Annotated in this window: 15 protein-coding genes; 12 read left to right on the top strand and 3 right to left on the bottom strand. The window is 58.8% G+C overall.

The annotated features are described in order from the left end of the window. Positions 1–177 precede the first annotated feature (177 nt). From CCANI_RS09715 to CCANI_RS09730, 4 genes are read left to right on the top strand one after another with little or no spacing between them, the layout of a single operon-like run. Positions 178–1,332 carry an ABC transporter substrate-binding protein gene (locus tag CCANI_RS09715; RefSeq protein ID WP_146325505.1) on the top strand — a complete coding sequence of 385 codons (1,155 nt, stop codon included), beginning with the start codon at positions 178–180 and terminating at the stop codon, positions 1,330–1,332. Between the two features lie 11 nt (positions 1,333–1,343). Then, a complete protein-coding gene (locus tag CCANI_RS09720) occupies positions 1,344–2,129 on the top strand; it encodes an ABC transporter permease (RefSeq protein WP_146325504.1) in 786 nt (261 codons plus the stop codon). Further along, positions 2,122–2,895 (top strand): ABC transporter ATP-binding protein, encoded by a 774-nt coding sequence (locus CCANI_RS09725; protein WP_146325503.1) that lies wholly within the window; start codon positions 2,122–2,124, stop codon positions 2,893–2,895. Before CCANI_RS09720 ends, CCANI_RS09725 begins: the two co-directional genes overlap by 8 nt. Continuing rightward, positions 2,892–3,617, top strand: a complete 726-nt coding sequence (locus tag CCANI_RS09730) for a sortase family protein (protein WP_146325502.1) — start codon at positions 2,892–2,894, stop codon at positions 3,615–3,617. Before CCANI_RS09725 ends, CCANI_RS09730 begins: the two co-directional genes overlap by 4 nt. A gap of 9 nt (positions 3,618–3,626) precedes the next feature. On the opposite strand, the gene CCANI_RS09735 is transcribed toward CCANI_RS09730, so the two are convergent. Further along, positions 3,627–4,259, bottom strand: coding sequence for a MarR family winged helix-turn-helix transcriptional regulator (locus tag CCANI_RS09735; protein ID WP_186750387.1), 633 nt, complete (start codon positions 4,257–4,259; stop codon positions 3,627–3,629). Positions 4,260–4,501: 242 nt separating this feature from the next. On the opposite strand from CCANI_RS09735, the gene lipA reads away from it, so the two are divergent. From lipA to CCANI_RS09750, 3 genes are all read left to right on the top strand, one after another. After that, positions 4,502–5,545, top strand: a complete 1,044-nt coding sequence (lipA, locus tag CCANI_RS09740; protein WP_146325500.1) for a lipoyl synthase — start codon at positions 4,502–4,504, stop codon at positions 5,543–5,545. 50 nt (positions 5,546–5,595) lie between these two features. Further along, positions 5,596–6,372 carry a DUF4191 domain-containing protein gene (locus CCANI_RS09745; protein ID WP_146325499.1) on the top strand — a complete coding sequence of 259 codons (777 nt, stop codon included), beginning with the start codon at positions 5,596–5,598 and terminating at the stop codon, positions 6,370–6,372. 318 nt (positions 6,373–6,690) lie between these two features. Next, on the top strand, positions 6,691–8,313 hold the full coding sequence (locus CCANI_RS09750; RefSeq protein WP_186750385.1) for an aspartate:alanine exchanger family transporter: 1,623 nt from the start codon (positions 6,691–6,693) through the stop codon (positions 8,311–8,313). Positions 8,314–8,442: 129 nt separating this feature from the next. Here CCANI_RS09750 and CCANI_RS09755 read toward each other — a convergent pair whose 3' ends face one another. Further along, complete coding sequence (locus tag CCANI_RS09755; protein WP_146325498.1) at positions 8,443–8,916, bottom strand: RDD family protein; 474 nt, start codon at positions 8,914–8,916, stop codon at positions 8,443–8,445. Between the two features lie 364 nt (positions 8,917–9,280). Here CCANI_RS09755 and glnA point away from each other — a divergent pair, with 364 nt between their 5' ends. The 5 genes from glnA (at position 9,281) to CCANI_RS09780 (ending at position 17,023) form a co-directional block, all read left to right on the top strand. Beyond that, positions 9,281–10,717, top strand: coding sequence for a type I glutamate--ammonia ligase (gene glnA / locus CCANI_RS09760; RefSeq protein ID WP_146325497.1), 1,437 nt, complete (start codon positions 9,281–9,283; stop codon positions 10,715–10,717). A gap of 1,752 nt (positions 10,718–12,469) precedes the next feature. Then, entirely contained in the window at positions 12,470–13,252 is a 783-nt protein-coding gene (locus tag CCANI_RS09765) for a transposase family protein (protein WP_290210929.1), read from the top strand. Between the two features lie 445 nt (positions 13,253–13,697). Then, the gene (locus tag CCANI_RS09770) at positions 13,698–14,198 is read left to right on the top strand and encodes a MarR family winged helix-turn-helix transcriptional regulator (RefSeq protein ID WP_246118168.1); all 501 of its coding nucleotides are present in this window, start codon (positions 13,698–13,700) and stop codon (positions 14,196–14,198) included. 403 nt (positions 14,199–14,601) lie between these two features. Continuing rightward, positions 14,602–16,392, top strand: a complete 1,791-nt coding sequence (locus tag CCANI_RS09775) for a ribonucleoside triphosphate reductase (RefSeq protein WP_146323679.1) — start codon at positions 14,602–14,604, stop codon at positions 16,390–16,392. Next, positions 16,355–17,023, top strand: a complete 669-nt coding sequence (locus CCANI_RS09780) for an anaerobic ribonucleoside-triphosphate reductase activating protein (RefSeq protein ID WP_146323669.1) — start codon at positions 16,355–16,357, stop codon at positions 17,021–17,023. Before CCANI_RS09775 ends, CCANI_RS09780 begins: the two co-directional genes overlap by 38 nt. A 269-nt stretch (positions 17,024–17,292) precedes the next feature. Here the strand turns inward: CCANI_RS09780 and CCANI_RS09785 are convergent, their stop codons facing one another. After that, complete coding sequence (locus CCANI_RS09785; RefSeq protein WP_146323668.1) at positions 17,293–17,952, bottom strand: biliverdin-producing heme oxygenase; 660 nt, start codon at positions 17,950–17,952, stop codon at positions 17,293–17,295. Between the last annotated feature and the right edge of the window lie 84 nt (positions 17,953–18,036).

Raw genomic sequence — 18,036 nt, forward strand, 5'->3', positions numbered from 1 at the left:
TGTCTATCAATTTGTTAGGGCAACCTTGCCTATAGCGAGAAATATTCACGCTGTTACGTGGCTTTTTCATTGGGGGCTAGACATCAGACCCGTGCAACGGTTACTCTCAACGGCCAAGCCGCAAGACCAAGCGGTCTATCTGCTACAGACCATCTTTTCCCCTGCTAGGTTGCCGCTATGCCTCCACACGCTCACACGATCACCCGCCGCGCGATACTCGCGCGCACCGCGCTCGCCGCCGCAACCCTGCCCGTGGCGAGCATGGCAACCTCCTGCGCCGTCCCCACTGCCAAATCGACACAATCCGCGAATCAGCTCACCATCGGCTACGTCCCCATCGCGTGCGCCACTCCCCTGATTTTGGCGCACGCCAATAACCTTTTTGAGCAGCGCGGATTGACCGTCAAACTTAAGAAATTCGCCGGTTGGGCGGATCTTTGGAGCGCCTACTCCACCGGCGAATTGGACGTGGCCCACATGCTCTCCCCCATGCCCATCGCCATGAACGCCGGCGCTACGAATGGCCAACGGCCCACCGAGATCGCCTTTACCCAAAATACGAACGGACAGGCGATCACGCTGGCGAGCAAGTACGTGGACAAGGTTTCCGATGCCGCCGATTTCCGCGGCAAAGTCATCGGCATTCCATTCGAATTCTCCGTCCATGCGCTGCTCTTCCGCGACTACCTCACCGCCGGCGGCGTGGACCCCGTCGCCGACCTGGAACTGCGCCTGTTGCGGCCCTCCGATATGATCGCCCAATTGCAGGTCGGCGGCATCGACGGCTTTGTCGGCCCAGAGCCGTTTAATCAGCGCGCGATCGCTTCCGGTGCCGGACGTATTTTCAAACTCACCAAGGAACTGTGGCCCGGGCACCCGTGCTGCAGCGTCGCGATGTCCAAGGATTGGCGCTCGACGCATTCAACCCAGGCGGAACTTATTACGGAGGCGCTGGCCGAGGCGTCCAAGATTGCGAACGACCCCGCAAAACAACACGAAGTTGCGAAAACTTTGGGGCGCGAGGAATACCTCAATCAGCCCGCCAAACTATTCCTGCCCACCTTTAGCGGGGAATACGAAAATTGGCACGGGCAGGCCGTGGTGGATCACGGCCGCATGTCCTTTGGAGACGCCACCGATCCCGCCGCGATTACCTGGATGGCCACCCAAATCGCGCGGTGGAAGCTCGGCGGCGATGCGCTCATCATGGACGACCCGACGCTGATCAAATTTGCGGACTCCGTGCTGCCCGCAGATATCGGGCACGGCAGCGAGAGCATCACCGTCAACGGCCGCGAATTCAACCCGAACATACCGACGATCGGCTACTAGGAACCACAAACATGCAAACGGAACAAACACCCGCTATCCGCGCCATTGGGATCGGCACCGTCCTTTTCCTCGCCGCCGTCGGCCTCTGGCAATGCGCCGCCGTGTTCGGTTGGCTGAGCGACCTCGCCCCCACCCCAACCCGAACGGCTAGTCGAGCGATAGAAATCCTGTCCAATCCGTTTTACCGGGATGGACCGAGCAGCGTGGGCATTTTCTGGCACCTGGTCACCTCGCTGCGGCGCGTGCTTACCGGCTTTCTCATCGCCACAGCAATCGCCGTCCCATTAGGCTTTGTGCTGGGCCGCAGCGCGGCATTACGCTGGGCTGTCGATCCATTGCTGCAGGTATTGCGGCCGGTCTCCCCGCTGGCTTGGCTCCCTCTTGGCCTCGCTCTGCTGAGCGATTCCGAACGCACCGCCATCTTCGTGATCGTGCTTTCGGCGCTGTGGCCAACCCTGATCAACACTATCGACGCCGTGCGCAACGTCAATCCCACGTACCTTAACCTCGCCGCCACCCTAGGCACCTCGCATTGGGCGCAGATTGGCTATGTGTGGCTCCCAGCCGCTCTCCCCGGAATCATTACCGGCCTGCGGGTTTCGCTTTCCACCTCGTGGTTGGTGATTATCGCCGCCGAGATGCTCGTGGGCGGCCAAGGCATCGGCTTCTTTGTGTGGAACCAATGGAACCGGCTCGACATTGACGCCATCGTGGTGTCCATCCTCCTGATCGGAGCCACCGGGCTCATCCTCGACCATCTGATCGCCGCGATTCAGAAAGTTGTTCGCTATGACTAATAGCAGCCATGTAGAACTGCGCAATATCACCAAATCCTATGGCGCCGCCGAGGTTATCGCTCCAACGAGCGTGCATATCGACGAAGGACAGTTCGTGTCCATCCTCGGCCCCTCCGGCTGTGGCAAATCAACAATCCTTTCGATGATTGCGGGGCTCGCGTTCCCCAGCACCGGCGAGGTATTCGCCGCCGGGCACGCGGTCACCGCACCCGGACCGGACCGGGGCATGGTCTTCCAACACCACGCGCTGCTGCCCTGGATGACCGCCAAGGGCAATATCGAATTCGGCCTGAAGTCCGCCCGCCCGCAACTTTCCCGCGCCGAGCGCTCCGAAATCGCAGATCAGTTCCTGCAACAGGTTGGCCTTGCGCACGCCGCCTCCCGCCGCCCCGCTCGCCTGTCCGGCGGCATGCAACAACGGGTCGGCCTCGCACGTGCGTTCGCGGTCGATCCGGAGATCTTGCTTCTCGATGAACCGTTCGGAGCCCTCGATGCCCTCACGCGCCGCGAATTGCAATTGCAGCTCCGCAACGTGTGGGAGGCGAATCGCCGCACGGTCATCATGGTCACGCACGACGTCGACGAGGCCATCCTGCTTTCGGATCGCATCCTGGTGATGTCCCACGGCCCGCGATCCACCATCATCGCCGATATCGAGGTGGCCACCCGTTCGAACCACAACGAACTCCGCGAACACCTGCTCGAACTGCTGGAACATTCCCCCGAGCAAGTACACGCGACCCTCCAGTACAATACTGTCCCATGAGGAAATCGGTGGCCGTGCCCATCGTGGCTGTACTGGTCACGCTAGCCTGCGTCTGCGCGGGCGCATTTCTAGTGCTCACCCGCAATACGGCCACCGAAGAGCCGGAACCATTAGCGGCTTCCACGCCGGTAACCACCTCCACGACGCCACCGCCACCCCCGCCGCCGCCGAACGTGAATGCGGGCCCGGCCCCGATGGACGTCGGCACGTTCAGTATCGAAGGCAGCGTGCCGCTTGTCGGCGCAACGTACGCCTCGATGCCCTACGTCCTCCCCCTCGACCCGCCCGGGCCGCAAACAACCATGGTGCGCTGGGTTGAGGGCTGGGGGCAACCACCGTCAAAAGCCCAGGATGGCACCGTATATATCCTCGGCCATGCCTGGGCTCAGCAGCAACTGGTATTCAACCCTATTTCCGAACGTGTGAGCGCCGATGTGCTTCTCGACGCCCCGCCCGAACAAGTGCCCGCAGTAAGCGGCGGCACCGTCCCCCGCTATTCCTCTTCGATCCTGAATGGATCGAAGCTACGCACCACCGATGAACACGGTGCGGCGCGCGAATGGGTGGTCGACGGCGCCTGGCTCGTGGGGAAACAAGATGCCATTGAGGATGCGGAATTGGTGGACACCACCATTCCCGGCCGAATCATTCTGATCGCCTGCGCGGTGAAGGACAACCAAGACCTCGACTACAACGTCATCGTCTCCGGACACCTTGTTTAACCTGGGAATCTATTCCCAATCGTCCTGGCGGAACCGGCGGCCACGTCGACCGGGAGGCCCGAATCGCCGCGGACGGCCCATGTACCGCGGCGGCGGAAAACCAGGGCCATAGTCCTCATCGTCCTCGCCGATGTAATCCTCGAGGTAGGTGATGATCCGATCCGTCACTGCGAAAAACTGTTCGCGCTCCTTGTCGGAGAGCAACGTCAGCGGATCCGCCGAATTGCTGCCCTTGGCGTTTTCCTCCGCCTGCTTGAGGCCTTCCTCCGTGATGCTGACCACGCGGGCGCGAGCGTCGTTCGGGTCTACCTCGCGGGTAACCAAACCGGCGCTTTCGAGCTTGGCAAGAATCTCACCGAGCGACTGCGGGCGCACACCGAGTACGTACGCCAGTTCGCTTTGCGCAATGGGGCTGCGCATGGCCAGCATCGCCAGCACGCGGCCCTGTCCTTCGAACACGCGATGGACTCGATGGCCGAAGCCAAGCTGCCGACGTGCTTGGTCGAGATCTTTCTTAGTGGCGCGCTTGATCAGCGTCCAGATCTCGAAAATGCGGCCTTCGAAAGTGTCATCCGAAAACGGCAAGCCATCGCGCGGCGGCGGGGGGCCCACAGGCCCATCAAATCCGTCTTCCGGAGGCATTCCGGGATCTTGCGGATAACCAAACATGATGCATTTCCCTTCTTTTGGTACCTCCTTGCCCTTCAAGAAGGTACCTTCAGTATTGCAAAGGTACCTTGGCTTGTCAACAGGTACCTTACTAATCCCTCGTGGGCTGCCTGTTCGCTCGACCGTTCGCGGCCGCGCCGAGCCGCGACGGCCCACCCAAACACGCCCAACAAGCGTTTTCGACACACCCCGATTTCCCTAGTAGGGTGTGGAACGTGACTATCGCCCCCAACGGCCGCAAACTGCTTCGCATTGAAGCGCGAAACGCAGAAACGCCAATCGAAAGCAAGCCTCGTTGGATCCGCACCACCGCCAAGACCGGTCCCGAATTTAAGGACATGAAACGGCGTGTGTCCGGCGCTTCCCTGCACACGGTGTGCCAGGAAGCGGGCTGCCCAAACTTGCACGAATGTTGGGAATCGCGCGAAGCCACCTTCCTAATTGGGGGTTCGCAATGCTCGCGCCGCTGCGATTTTTGCCAGATCTCTTCCGGCCGCCCGGAACCATTGGACCGCGATGAACCCCGCCGCGTAGCGGAATCCATCCAAGAAATGGGCCTGAATTACGCGACGATCACGGGCGTCACGCGCGACGACCTCCCGGACGAGGGCGCCTGGCTCTACGCCGAGGTGGTTCGCCAAATTCACAAGCTCAACCCCCACACGGGTGTAGAAAACCTGGTTCCGGATTTCTCCGGCAAGCCCGATCTGCTCGCGGAGGTGTTCGCCGCCCGCCCCGAGGTTTTCGCACACAACATCGAAACCGTGCCGCGGATTTTCAAGCGCATCCGCCCCGCCTTCCGCTACGAACGTTCACTCGAAGTGATCCGCCAGGCCCGCGACTACGGCTTGGTCACCAAATCGAACTTAATTTTGGGCATGGGTGAAACCTTCGACGAGATCACGCAATCGATGCGCGACCTGAAAGACGCAGGCTGTGACATCCTCACCATTACCCAATACCTGCGCCCCGGCCCGACCTATCACCCGATCGAACGCTGGGTGAAGCCGGAAGAGTTCGTGGAACACTCCAATGCGGCGAAGGAAATGGGCTTTAGCGGCGTCATGTCCGGTCCGCTCGTTCGTTCGTCCTACCGGGCGGGCCGCCTGTACGCGCAGACCATTGCCGCCCGCGGCGAGCAGCTGCCGGAGAATCTGCGCCACCTCGCCGAGACCACGGAGGGTTCCACCGCGCAAGAGGCATCGTCGCTGTTGGCTAAGTACGGCGCTTCCCAAGACACCCCGGTAGTCAGCCGTTAGTTCGGACCTGCGTTTCGACGCCCCCGCCTCCATCACCTATCCTTGAAGGCATGGCAGACGCACGCAAGCAGAGGGATCAATCTGCGCAGAAAAAAGGCTTCCGCGCTAGGCTCGCGCAGTTCAAACAGAACTGGTCGCAATTGTGGCAGGCCTTCCAGATTCAGCGCAAGCAGGACAAGAAGCTCGTCCCGCTGTTGCTGCTCACTATCATTGGCATCGCTTTCGCGTTCTTCCTTCTCGGTTTGTTGTGGGGCGGCCAGTGGTACATGCTGTTCGTGGGCATCCTGTTCGGCCTCACGGCCGCGCTGTATCTGTTTACCCGCCGCGTGGAAAATTCGGTGTATGACAAGGCCTCGGGCCAACCGGGCGCCGCTGGCTGGGCATTAGAAAACTTGCGCAATGGCGTGGGCATGGTGTGGAAGACCAAGACTGCGGTTGCGGCGACCACGCAAATGGATGCCGTGCACCGCGTGGTCGGCGTCTGCGGAATCGTACTGGTGGGCGAAGGCGAAATGCACCGCGTGCGCCCCCTGATGACGCAGCAAAAGAAGCGCTTGCAGCGCGTTGCCGGCACCGCCCCGATCTACGAGATTTACGTGGGCGAAGAGGAGGGCCAAGTGCGCATCCGCAACCTGCAGCGCGAGCTGATGAAGCTGCCGCGCAATATGAAGAAGGACGAGGTGTACGCGCTCGCCGCCCGCGTTGATTCGATCGATAGCCGCAGCGCCCAGCACCCCGGCCTCCCCAAGGGCCCGATTCCGAAGGGCGCACGCGTGTCCGGCATGAACCGTCGTGCACGCCGCGCCGCCGACCGCAAAAAGCACTGACCAACGCTTTTCGACGCCCCGCCCGCGCCCCCGCCCGCAACCAACTAGAACACGGTGTTGCGGGTTGCGGCGCGTTCGCATGATTTTGCGTCAAAACTCACACCTAGCTCTCTAGGGTGGATAGCTAATGAATTTGCGACATTAGCTTTGCATTATCAGCAAGGACTAAGGAAACGAACCTCCCCTATAACAGGGGGTCAAACAGCGGGGTTTCAGCCCAAGCAATTGTGGTATTTCCAGCCTGCAACAGTGATATGACGAGTGACTAGTCACCGATTTGGGTTGAGGGCGCTATCCCCACCGTGTCACCATGGACGTGTGCATCTGTTAGTGGAAAACAAGCTATTAGCGCTGTTAGTGATCATGTCCTTGGGGCTCCTCATCGGGCGAATAAAAATTGCCGGGTTTCGCCTCGGAGTGGCCGCCGTCCTGTTCGTAGGATTGGGCTTTGCCACGCTTGAGCCTGACATCACGCTGCCGTCGATCGTGTTTATCATCGGCCTGTCCATGTTCGTCTACACGATTGGATTGGAAGCTGGGCCTGGGTTCTTCCAATCTTTGCGGACCACAGGCATCCGCCACAATATATTTGGCCTGCTGATGGTGGTGGTCATTACAGGCGTCTCATATGCACTCATCAAGGCATTTAATATCGACTCACCGTCGGGCGCGGGTATGTTCACCGGTGCGTTAACGAACACACCGGCGATGGCCGCGGTCGTCGATACGCTACCTGCGTTAATTGGCTCGGACTCTGACACGAAAGCACAGCTTGAGCTGCCCGTCGTCGCGTACTCCCTGGCTTACCCCATCGGCGTACTCGGCGTGATCATTTCGGTCGCGGTGCTGGCGAAAGTGTTCCGCATCGACCACGATCAGGAGGCGCGCGACGCGGGTGTGGCCATCCAGGAGCTGCTCACGCGGCGCATTCGAGTGACCAAGGAAGGCCTGCCGTCGGTCACCACGATGCCGCACCGCTTCGACCTGGAAATCATCATTTCCCGCATCGAACACAGCGGCAAACTCTTCCTGCCGGAACCAGGCGACCACGTTGACCCCGGGGACATCATCTCGGTCGTGGGCACGGAAGAGGAAGTCAATAAGGCACAAGAACTTATTGGCGAATTCCTGCCCGGCGACCCCACCCACGACGAAGGCCTCGACTACCGCCGCATCTTCGTATCCACCACCGAAATGGTGGGCATCCCACTGCGCAAACTCCGCCCCCGCCTCGACCACATGCTCGTCACACGCGTACGGCGAGGCGACGCGGACATGGTGGCCACCCCGGACACCATTTTGCAGCTCGGCGACCGCGTGCGCGTTGTCGCCCCGCACGAAAGCATCGACCGCGCCACCCGACTATTCGGCGACTCATACAAACGCATTTCCGATATCAACCTGCTGCCGCTCCTGCTTGGCATGAGCGTGGGCGTGCTGATCGGCATGATCCCGATCCCGCTGCCCGGCGGCACCGCACTGAAGCTCGGTAGCGCCGGTGGCCCGTTGGTCGTCTCCCTGATCCTCGGCGCCGTCGGCCGCACCGGCCCCGTCGTGTGGCAAGTGCCCTACGGCGCGAACCTTGCGCTCCGCCAGCTTGGCATCACCCTATTCCTCGCCGGCATCGGCACCACCGCAGGCGCCGGATTCGGCAAAGCGCTCGCCGACCCGCGCTCGCTGACCATCCTGGCCGTTGGTGCCGCCATCACCATGATCTTCAGCCTGCTCACACTGATCATCGGATACAAGTTCATGAAGATCCCCTTCGGCCAAGTCTCCGGCATCCTCGCCGGTATGCAAACCCACCCGGCCGTGCTCAGCTACGTGTCCGACCAAACCAAAAACGAGCTGCCAAGCATCGGCTACACCACCGTGTATCCAATGGCCATGGTGGCCAAGATCGTCAGCGCACAGGTACTCCTGTTCTTGCTATTCTTATAACTAGACGTGTCCTTGGCGGGATCACTCAGCCATATTTCTCACCGCCAACACGCAACATTGGGCCGCACGCTCGTAAGAAAGTGTGGCCCAATGCTGTTTTTCAAGGGCGTCCGTGCGGGGCGCGACCCCCTACCCCAAAATCACCGCGGTCCCCGTCGCGCGATCGTGCAGCCCACGCCCGTCGGCGTCGACCAAGATCGGTGGGAACACAAATACGGTTAACACGGTGCGCACGAGGGCGCGCCAGAATCCTACCCGCTCTTCAGCATCGACTCGCGCGACCCCCATTCGCATCACCGCCTGCCCCGGCGTGCGTGCGAACAAAGTTACGGATACCACCCCGAGGACAACAAAGACCATCAGCGTCACGGTAGACACCCCACCCAAGATATGGGTGAAGCTCGTAATGCTAATCGCCACAAACATGCACAGGAACCAGTCGAACACAATTCCGCCAACGCGCCGCATTACGCTCGCAAGCGCCCCTGGCCCGCTCTCCGGGAGCCCGAGTTTTTCGCCCGGCCACCGCCCTGGCGCGAGCGGATCTTCGTTTTCGGCGGGAATCTGCGGTCCTTCCAGCCAGCTGTGCTTTTTGTCTGCCATATCTATCAAGATAACTGGCCGCACTCGAAAAATGCATACTGCCAGCCCGATTATTTTCCGCCCTGCCCTGCCTCACGGCGCCCCATCCCTACACATTGCGCTAGCCCCAATCGGACCCTAGGTTACGGTCGATCGACAGATATAGGTAGAATTCCCCTCGTGCGAATGTTTCTGAGGCTAATCGGCCGCGTACACAGCATCACATGCCTAGGCGCGCCCGCAGTACCCCTAGCGTGCGCGGAGCACACCTCCCTGCCCAGAACTCAATCGCTCCTGCCGAACAGGTGTGTGCCTCTCTCGGCCGCCCATTTCCGACAGTTCTAACAGAGACAATAACCTGCCCGCCATCCACTAGGAGTGTCCAGTGGCGTTCAATACCATCGAAGACGTAATTCAATTTATCCGCGACGAAGACGTGCAGTTTGTGGACATGCGGTTTACCGACGTACCCGGCGCTGAGCAACGAATTACGATTCCGGCCGATACCTTTACCGAGGAAGCCGCTGAAGAGGGCTTCGCCTTTGATGGTTCCTCCATCCGCGGTTTCACCACCATCGACGAGTCAGACATGAACCTGCTCCCCGATGTACGCACCGCCGTGTTGGATCCGTTCCGCAAAGCGAAGACTCTGAACATCAAGTTCTTCGTCCACGATCCGTTCACCCGTGAGCCGTTCTCCCGAGATCCGCGCAATGTGGCGCGCAAGGCGGAGGAATACCTTGCAGCGACCGGCATTGCCGATACCTGCTTCTTCGGCGCAGAAGCGGAGTTTTACCTTTTTGATAAGGTCAGCTTCGCCACCGACACCCACGAGGGCTTCTACTCCATCGATTCCGACGCTGGCTGGTGGAACCGCGGCGCTGATGCGAATTTGGATGGCTCCCCGAACCGCAGCTACAAGACGCGCGTAAAGGGCGGCTACGGCCAAGCTGGCCCGCACGACGTGTACGAGGGATTGCGCGACGAGATGACGCTTTTGCTTCGCGACGCCGCGTTTGTCGTCGAGCGTCAGCACCCCGAGGTGGGCACCGGCACCCAGCAGGAAATCAACTACAAGTTCAATACCCTCCTGCACGCTGCCGATGATCTGCAGACGTTCAAGTACATCATTAAGAATGCCGCCTTCCGTGCCGGCCGCACGGCGACGTTTATGCCTAAGCCGCTGGCTGGCGATAACGGTTCCGGTATGCACGCGCACCAATCGCTGTGGAAGGACGGCAAGCCCCTGTTCCACGACGAGTCTGGCTATGCCGGGCTTTCGGATCTGGCCCGCTATTACATCGGTGGTATCCTGCACCATGCGGGCGCGGTCTTGGCGTTCACGAACCCGACCTTGAACTCCTACCACCGTCTGGTGCCGGGCTTCGAGGCACCGATCAATTTGGTGTATTCGCAGCGGAACCGCTCCGCCGCCGTCCGCATCCCGATCACTGGTTCGAACCCGAAGGCGAAGCGCATTGAGTTCCGCGCGCCGGACCCGTCGGGCAATCCGTACTTTAGCTTTGCGGCGATGATGCTCGCCGGTCTCGACGGCATCAAGAACCGCATTGAACCCCACGCGCCCGTGGATAAGGATCTGTACGAGCTTCCTCCCGAGGAGGCCGCGTCCATCCCGCAGGCGCCTACGTCCCTGGAAGCCTCCTTGGCAGCGCTCTCCGAAGATCATGATTTCCTTACCGAAGGCGACGTGTTCACCGAGGACCTCCTGGACACCTACATCAAGATGAAGTACGACCACGAGATCAACCCGGTGCGTCTGCGGCCCACGCCGCAGGAGTTCGAGATGTACTTCGACTGCTAGCCGCACCTCCCGCAGCCGCTCTCCCAAGGACGCTGCGGGTTTTTTCGTGCCTTTTACGCCCTTGCTTCTCGACGCCCAGCGCGCAACCGCTGCGAGCGCCCGCAGCGTGACATCGTTCCCAAAGCCCAAGGTCGGTCGCGGCGTAAGGCTTCCCAAAGATCAATTCGCCCTATTAAAGCCCCAAGAACTGGGGGCAGCAAATTTATGTGCAAATCTAGTTTGAATGCCACAAACCCTTCGAACGTCAAAGCTAAAAAAGAAGTATCCACTCGAATTGTGCACAACCTACCCCGAAATAATCGATGCGATACCAGCAGTTTCGCACCTTTAGAGCATCAACCTAAAATCTTGCGAACAATTTTCACTCGGAGATACGAGCTACATCGCGATCAACACAAACAACCCATAGCCATAACCCTATCAGTCGCCCCTGCATTGGTTAGGTAAAGCTTTCGCCCCTCTGGGTGGGTCTTTTTTATCTTGTGCCCGATTCAAACGATACAGTTGAAAGCCCTTGACCATTTCCAGGGCGAAAGCTATAGACATAAATGCATCAACGCCGCACGTCGCGGGGATATTATTGACCCAAGCAAAAGTTATGCAGGAGTTAACACACCTGAGATACACCTCAGCACGCCCTTTAAAAACCCAAAAGTTTTAAATAGTGCCGCGCAACCATACAGAGTGTGCCCCAGAGAGTAGGATGCGTCCGTTCTTGGTTGGACACGGTTGTAACTTTCACCCCCTATGGTCCCGATAGTATTGGTCTATTGACCTCGGCCGGACACATGATATTGCCAAAACTGCAGAGAATCCCCCGCGTTGACCTGCGCTTTTCTGCCGGCGATGTAGAGGGTTTGGAGCGCTAGCGTCGCCGTGAGAGCCAATTGTGCACCCCCCAGAAACGGGGGCGAAACATTCGAAGAAATCACGCACGCCACAAGAATTGAAGCCTAGAGATCTGACAACACAACGACGCCTCCAATCTATGTAGCGGCTTTGCTATTACCCCCATTGGACGTGCGCTACGCGCTGGGTTTTGAGGCCCAAAATCGGCCGTTGGCGGCACCTTTCGGCTGCCCGGTTTCCCGGCCTCGGGGCCCGGCACAAGCGCCAAACTGGGTTCAAAACCGGCCCAAAATGATTTCATAGCCCTTCCGGATACCCCCACGGTTTTGCACCATGTAACGCGTAGAAAACCGCACGACCGGAGCCTTCGAATGCCCAACAAAAGCTGCTAAAAACCTTAAATTAAACTTAAATTTCGTGCCTTTGAAGCGGCGGCGGACTAGCGAATCCGCACAAAACGGAAGCTAAACATTCCTTTTTCAAAAGCACATCACTGAGTTGCGTTACCACTCGATTTACCCGAACTTTACCAGTTAAGGCACAAAACGTTACAAGGTAAGTGGCTGAATAAAACCTGTTTCAAGGATGCTGAGAGAACCCCATAGGGGGCAACCGTACATGTGTTTCAAGACTGCACGTGTGAGACCACACCCGAAAGCAACCCTACCCACGGAAATCTCCTTGTCAATGAGGAAATCTTCACGTTCCAACCCACAAAAGCCACACAATCGGGCTTCCGAGCCCGACGCGAAAGTCACCCCCATGTGCGAGTAGCAATGTTCACTACATAATGGGTATAAATACAGAGGGTTATTCAACCGCTGGGGTTTTGCCGGGTGGACTTTCCGACCTCAATACCCCCGAACATAGCAAAGGCGATACAAGGTTCCGCATAATGAATCTATGACAAAACAAAACACAAATGCCTTGTACCGCTGGGCCAATACTAGCAAATGTTCGACTGATGAGATTATCGCGCTAGCCAACGACATCGAAACCGCAGGTTATACACATCATTGCCCCCTTAGTTTGGGGTTAGTCAGTAGCCTGGAATGCGCTTTGGTCTACTACTGGAGCGAAAATCTCCCGCAACGTGTGATCGCCACGATCTATGGGGTGTCCCAACCCACGATTTCCCGCGCCATCAACGCAGTCCTTGACCTTCTGGAACGCTTTCTCCCAACCGCACCAACCGTGGAAGACCTCGTACCAACGCGCCATCGCGTCCTCGATGGGACATTGGTCCCATGCTGGTCATGGAAAGGGCAACAACAGTTGATCAGCGGCAAACGCAAAGCCACCGGCCACAACCTCGCAGTCTTGACCGACCAGAACGGCAATATCGAGTACATCAGCCCGCCAATGCCTGGGAGATCTCACGATAAGCGCATCGCAGATAAGCTGGGCATCACCACCGTGTTGCCAGGCGACTATGTCACCGCCGACCTTGGGTACGTAGGTACTGGTTTTGACATCCCCCAGAAACGCAACAACGGGCAAAAGGTTCTCGAACCCTGGCAGCAGCGCTTCAACAACGCTCTTGCATCCATCCGCTGGGTCGTCGAACAAGCAATCGCCCACATCAAAAACTGGCGAATACTTCACACCGACTGCCGATTACCCATAGCCACCACGAAGCGCACAATACAAACCCTTACCAAGCTATTCTTCTACAGAAACCCCTGAATAACCTTCACAGTTACATTGGTCGTAATGTGAGCATGAAACGTAGATACAAATAGGCACTAGTTGTAATGGCCATCCCCCCAAAATTGGGACAACCGTTGCTCGCAATCGTTACATAACGCATGCATGTGTATAGAGCTTGAAGCCCCTAAACTCACTTTTTATATAACACGCAAGAAATCTAAAAGGATTGCGATAATCAGCGGTCGAATTAGCGTTTTATGAAAATTTGAGTTTAAACAACTAGCACATTTCGCACGATTTAAATCCCACCCCCATAGCACTTCTAGAGCTTTTCAGGTGATACGTCTGACGTTTCACATTTGAGCTGGTGAAACCGTAGACCCCTCCCGCCGAGTTTTAGCCTCATCATTGAAATTGAACGTGCACAATTAAAGCTACCCCCGAATTGCACAGCTTGGCTTCGCACGACATACTCAACGATGTGAACAAGCCCAAGACCCATTTGAATCTCGACGACCTCGTCTGCTTCTCTTTGTACTCAGCTGCACGCGCAGTCCAACAAGTGTACCGTGGCCACCTGGATCGCTGGGGTATCACCTACCCGCAGTACCTCGTGCTCGTGTGCTTGTGGGAGGAGGACGGCCTCAGCGTAAATGAACTCGGTGAACGCCTCCACCTGGACAGCGGCACCCTGTCTCCGCTGCTGAAGCGCATGGAAGCTGCAGATCTGTTGGTTCGTCTGATCGATCCTACTGACACTCGCCGCCGTATCCTGTCCCTGACCCAACGCGGTCGCGACCTTGAAGTTGAAGCTGGCCCGCTGCAACGCTGCGTCGCCGCCAGCGTCGACCTGACCCGCTTCGAGCTCGCAGAACTTCACCAGCTCACGGGCCGCGTGGTTGAATCCCTGAACAACCGCCGCGTTCCCATGGATGGTCGCGCATTCTCCGGCGTTCGCCGCAATCCGAAAGCGCAAAACTAGGTCCGAATCCGTCTCCTCGGCCCTCCATATCGGTTGCAGCGGAAGCCCTGCCGCGAGCCAACCATTGTCCTTAATAACTCAAAGCGCACACCGTCTCCCAAATATGGTGCGCAATGAGTATTCCGCCTAATAACCCGGCGTCGACTTGCCCTCGACGCCGGGTTCTGAGCATTAATGCTCGTTATAAGGGTGCTTGGCGTGGTGTCCCGTCCGGCCGCGAAACGAACAGGTGTCCGACACGATATTGGTGAACAAGCCGCTTCCCAATTCGGCTAATGAATCAGTCGGCTGGCGCTCGCGGGGTATGAACTCCGAACGGTTAGGAATCTCACGTCAAGGCACGGTGACATCTTAGCGCAGCGGTTCTAGAGTGGTCGATATGCGCCCCTCTACCACCCTTCGTATGCCCCCAGCCAGCATTGATGTTTCCGAAACCATCAACGAATACCTGAGCCGGTCCGATTGGCGCGTACACGCAAACGCGAATCAAGACTTCTCCCTCGGCGGCCTCATGCTGAACACGAACGGCAAGGTGGTGGCCAATTATTGGCTCAATGAGGTGTTCCACCCAGAAGCTGGCCAGGCCCACCGAAACGGTGATATCCACATCCACGATTTGGACATGCTTTCGGGATATTGCGCGGGCTGGTCGCTGCGTCAATTGCTGCAGGAGGGCTTCGGAGGGGTACCGGGCACAATCTCCTCCGGCCCGCCCAAGCACTTTTCCGCCGCCTGCGGCCAAGTGGTGAACTTCCTGGGCACGCTGCAAAACGAATGGGCCGGGGCGCAGGCCTTCAGCTCCTTTGACACCTATATGGCACCATTCGTACGCCTTGACAATCTCACCTATGAGCAGGTTGAGCAGACCATGCAGGAACTGATCTTTAACCTGAACGTTCCCAGCCGGTGGGGCACGCAAACACCCTTTACCAACCTGACCTTCGACTGGGTATGCCCCGCGGACCTCGCCGACGAATACCCGTTCATCGGCGATGAGGTGTGCGATTTCACCTACGGGGAGCTGGGCGCGGAGATGGACATGATCAACCAAGCCTTTATTTCCGTCATGTCCGCCGGGGACGTGGACGGCCGGCCGTTTACCTTCCCGATCCCCACCTATAACATTACCAAGGACTTCGATTGGGAATCGCCGAACGCAAAGGCGCTGTTCGAGATGACCGCGCAATACGGGCTGCCCTACTTCCAGAACTTTATTAACTCCGACATGGATCCCGGCATGATCCGATCCATGTGCTGCCGCCTCCAACTTGACCTACGCGAGCTGCTCAAACGCGGCAACGGTCTCTTTGGATCGGCCGAACACACCGGATCCATCGGCGTGGTCACCCTGAACTGCGCGCGCCTGGGGTACCGATTCCGCGGGCGCCCGGAAGCGGAGATGCTGGAGGAGGTCACGCGCTTGGTTCGGATGGGCGTCGATACGCTAGAGCGGCGGCGCAGCACCATCAACGAGTTTATGGGGCTCGGCCTGTTCCCCTACACCGCGCGGTGGCTGCCCGACCTGGACAACCATTTTTCCACCATCGGCGTCAATGGCTGCAATGAAATGATCCGGAACTATACCGAAGATGCGTACGATATCACGCACCCAGAAGGCCACGCCCTGGCCACGCGGCTTCTCGATCATATAAACGAACTGCTCATCGCGGCCCAGGAAAGCACCGGGCACCTATATAACCTCGAGGCCACGCCTGCGGAGGGCGCAACCTATCGCTTCGCGCGCTCCGATCGCGAACACTACCCCGACATTTTGCAGGCGGGGACGGACGCGGAGCCGTACTACACCAATTCCACCCAATTGCCGGTCGCACATACGCCCGATCCGTTTGCGGCATTGGCGGCGCAGGACGCATTGCAAACGCGCTACACTGGTGGCACCGTCCTGCACCTCTATATGGGCAGCGCCATGAGCAGCGGAGACGCCTGCGCGGCGCTGGTACGGCGAGCGTTAACAAACTTCGAACTGCCGTACATAACCGTCACGCCAACCTTCTCAATCTGCGCCCAACACGGGTACCTATCCGGGGAACACCCCGAATGCCCGACGTGCGGAAGCGAGACCGAAATGTGGACCCGGGTCATGGGCTATTTCAGGCCCGTGACCAGCTTTAACACAGGTAAGAAAGGCGAGTTCCATGAGCGCCTCTACTTCGCGGAACCACCCGCCGCCTGAGGTTAACCTGCCCATCGCCGGGTTGATTCCGTTTTCTGCCTCCGATTGGCCCGGCAAACTTACCGCAACTGTGTTCACACCAGGCTGCCCGTTGCGCTGCACCTATTGCCATAATCCCGAATTGCAGGCGTTAGGACAGCCCGGCGATGTTGCATTCAGCGAGGTTATTGCGCTGCTGCAGCATCGCCGCGGGCTTCTCGACGCCCTGGTGATCAGCGGCGGCGAACCGACCGTCCACCGCAGCCTCCCGGACGCCATCGAAGCGGTGCATGACCTGGGGTTTCCGGTCGGGTTGCACACCTGTGGGTACGCCCCGCGCAGGGTGGCGGCACTCTTGGCGCGCGCGGAAACGCGGCCGGATTGGATCGGATTGGACGTCAAGGCGCTGCCCAAGGATCTGCCGGTGGTCACTGGCTGCACGCCGCGGGTTGCGGGATTTATGTGGGATTGCTTGGAAATGGTGGCCGAATCGGGCGTGGACGTGCAGGTTCGGACAACCGTATGGCCGGATTCCGTGGTTTCGCGGGGCTTGGATGAGCTGCGGGAACGTGTGGCCGCATTGGGGCTGCCGCCGCTGGTCGTGCAAGTTGCGCGCAATGTAGATCAACGGGGATATTACGTCGCCGGGTGAATTGCAAACGGCGGGGGCACACACACTCGCATGGGTGGGTGAGACCGGGTACAAGCTGGGGTTTTTCGATTCACAACGGGCGGTTTAGGTGGTATGTTCTAAGCGCTAAAGGGGCTTAAGTAACGGATACATTGTGGGCAATTTGCAAACTGTCCGGCGCGCGGGCACGCACGCAAAAACGCCCACCGCTTCCCGAATGTCTGGGCTGGTGACAGGAAGCGTGGGCGTCTGGAAACGAGACGACTAGGTTAGCGCATCTGGGTGAAAAATTAGCGTTCGCCGAGGGCCATGAACAAGTTCAGGTTCAACAGGAAAGCATCAGCCGCTTCGTCAAGCAGGCGAGCGCGGTCGGCGTCATCCAATTCAATTGCGTCGAGGGCGGCACGGTAGGAATCCTTGTAAGGCTTTACCTTCGCGATGCCTTCGAAGTTGTAGAAGTTCACGGCCTCAGCGGCGACGCCATAGTGGCGCTGCATCATGCGGCCGATCACCTGGCCACCCGACAGGTCGCCGAGGTAGCGGACATAGTGGTGGGCAACCAAACGTGCGGCGTCGCGGGCGTCGGCAATCTCGTTGAGGCGGTCGACATACGCCTGCGTTGCGGGCAGAGCGGTCACAGTCTCGCGCCACTCGGCATTGCCATGCAGGAAATCGAGGTCAGCTTCGAGTGCGGGCACACGTTCGAGAATCGGGTCGACGATGCCGGCAGCGATCGGGTCCTGCGCCACCACGCGGGCGGCATGCTCAAGCGCGTTGTACACGAGCCAAGCCTGCTCTTGCAGAGCGATAAAGTCATCGACGCTGAGTTCGCCGGCGAGGAGCTGATCCATGAAGTTGGAATGCTCGGCGCGTTCGTGTGCATCGGCAGTAGAGGTCTTCAGATCAGAGGAGAGCTGAGCACTGGGGCGAGCGTCCATGGCTAGGGTCATCTCGAAAATTCCTTTGCAGTAAGGGGTCTAGCGTAAAGGGCGGTTCCGTGATGCACCAGAATCAGCGGCCTACCCACGACCACT

The sequence above is a fragment of the Corynebacterium canis genome (assembly GCF_030408595.1).
In the GTDB taxonomy this organism is placed as follows: Bacteria; Actinomycetota; Actinomycetes; order Mycobacteriales; family Mycobacteriaceae; genus Corynebacterium; species Corynebacterium canis.

Excerpts from the sequence above, each read along its gene's own strand:
- CCANI_RS09715 (WP_146325505.1), top strand. The coding sequence starts at position 178 with ATGCCTCCACACGCTCACACGATCACCCGCCGCGCGATACTCGCGCGC.
- CCANI_RS09720 (WP_146325504.1), top strand. The coding sequence starts at position 1,344 with ATGCAAACGGAACAAACACCCGCTATCCGCGCCATTGGGATCGGCACC.
- CCANI_RS09725 (WP_146325503.1), top strand. The coding sequence starts at position 2,122 with ATGACTAATAGCAGCCATGTAGAACTGCGCAATATCACCAAATCCTAT.
- CCANI_RS09730 (WP_146325502.1), top strand. The coding sequence starts at position 2,892 with ATGAGGAAATCGGTGGCCGTGCCCATCGTGGCTGTACTGGTCACGCTA.
- CCANI_RS09735 (WP_186750387.1), bottom strand. The coding sequence starts at position 4,259 with ATGCCTCCGGAAGACGGATTTGATGGGCCTGTGGGCCCCCCGCCGCCG.
- CCANI_RS09745 (WP_146325499.1), top strand. The coding sequence starts at position 5,596 with ATGGCAGACGCACGCAAGCAGAGGGATCAATCTGCGCAGAAAAAAGGC.
- CCANI_RS09755 (WP_146325498.1), bottom strand. The coding sequence starts at position 8,916 with ATGGCAGACAAAAAGCACAGCTGGCTGGAAGGACCGCAGATTCCCGCC.
- CCANI_RS09765 (WP_290210929.1), top strand. The coding sequence starts at position 12,470 with ATGACAAAACAAAACACAAATGCCTTGTACCGCTGGGCCAATACTAGC.
- CCANI_RS09775 (WP_146323679.1), top strand. The coding sequence starts at position 14,602 with ATGCCCCCAGCCAGCATTGATGTTTCCGAAACCATCAACGAATACCTG.
- CCANI_RS09780 (WP_146323669.1), top strand. The coding sequence starts at position 16,355 with ATGAGCGCCTCTACTTCGCGGAACCACCCGCCGCCTGAGGTTAACCTG.
- CCANI_RS09785 (WP_146323668.1), bottom strand. The coding sequence starts at position 17,952 with ATGACCCTAGCCATGGACGCTCGCCCCAGTGCTCAGCTCTCCTCTGAT.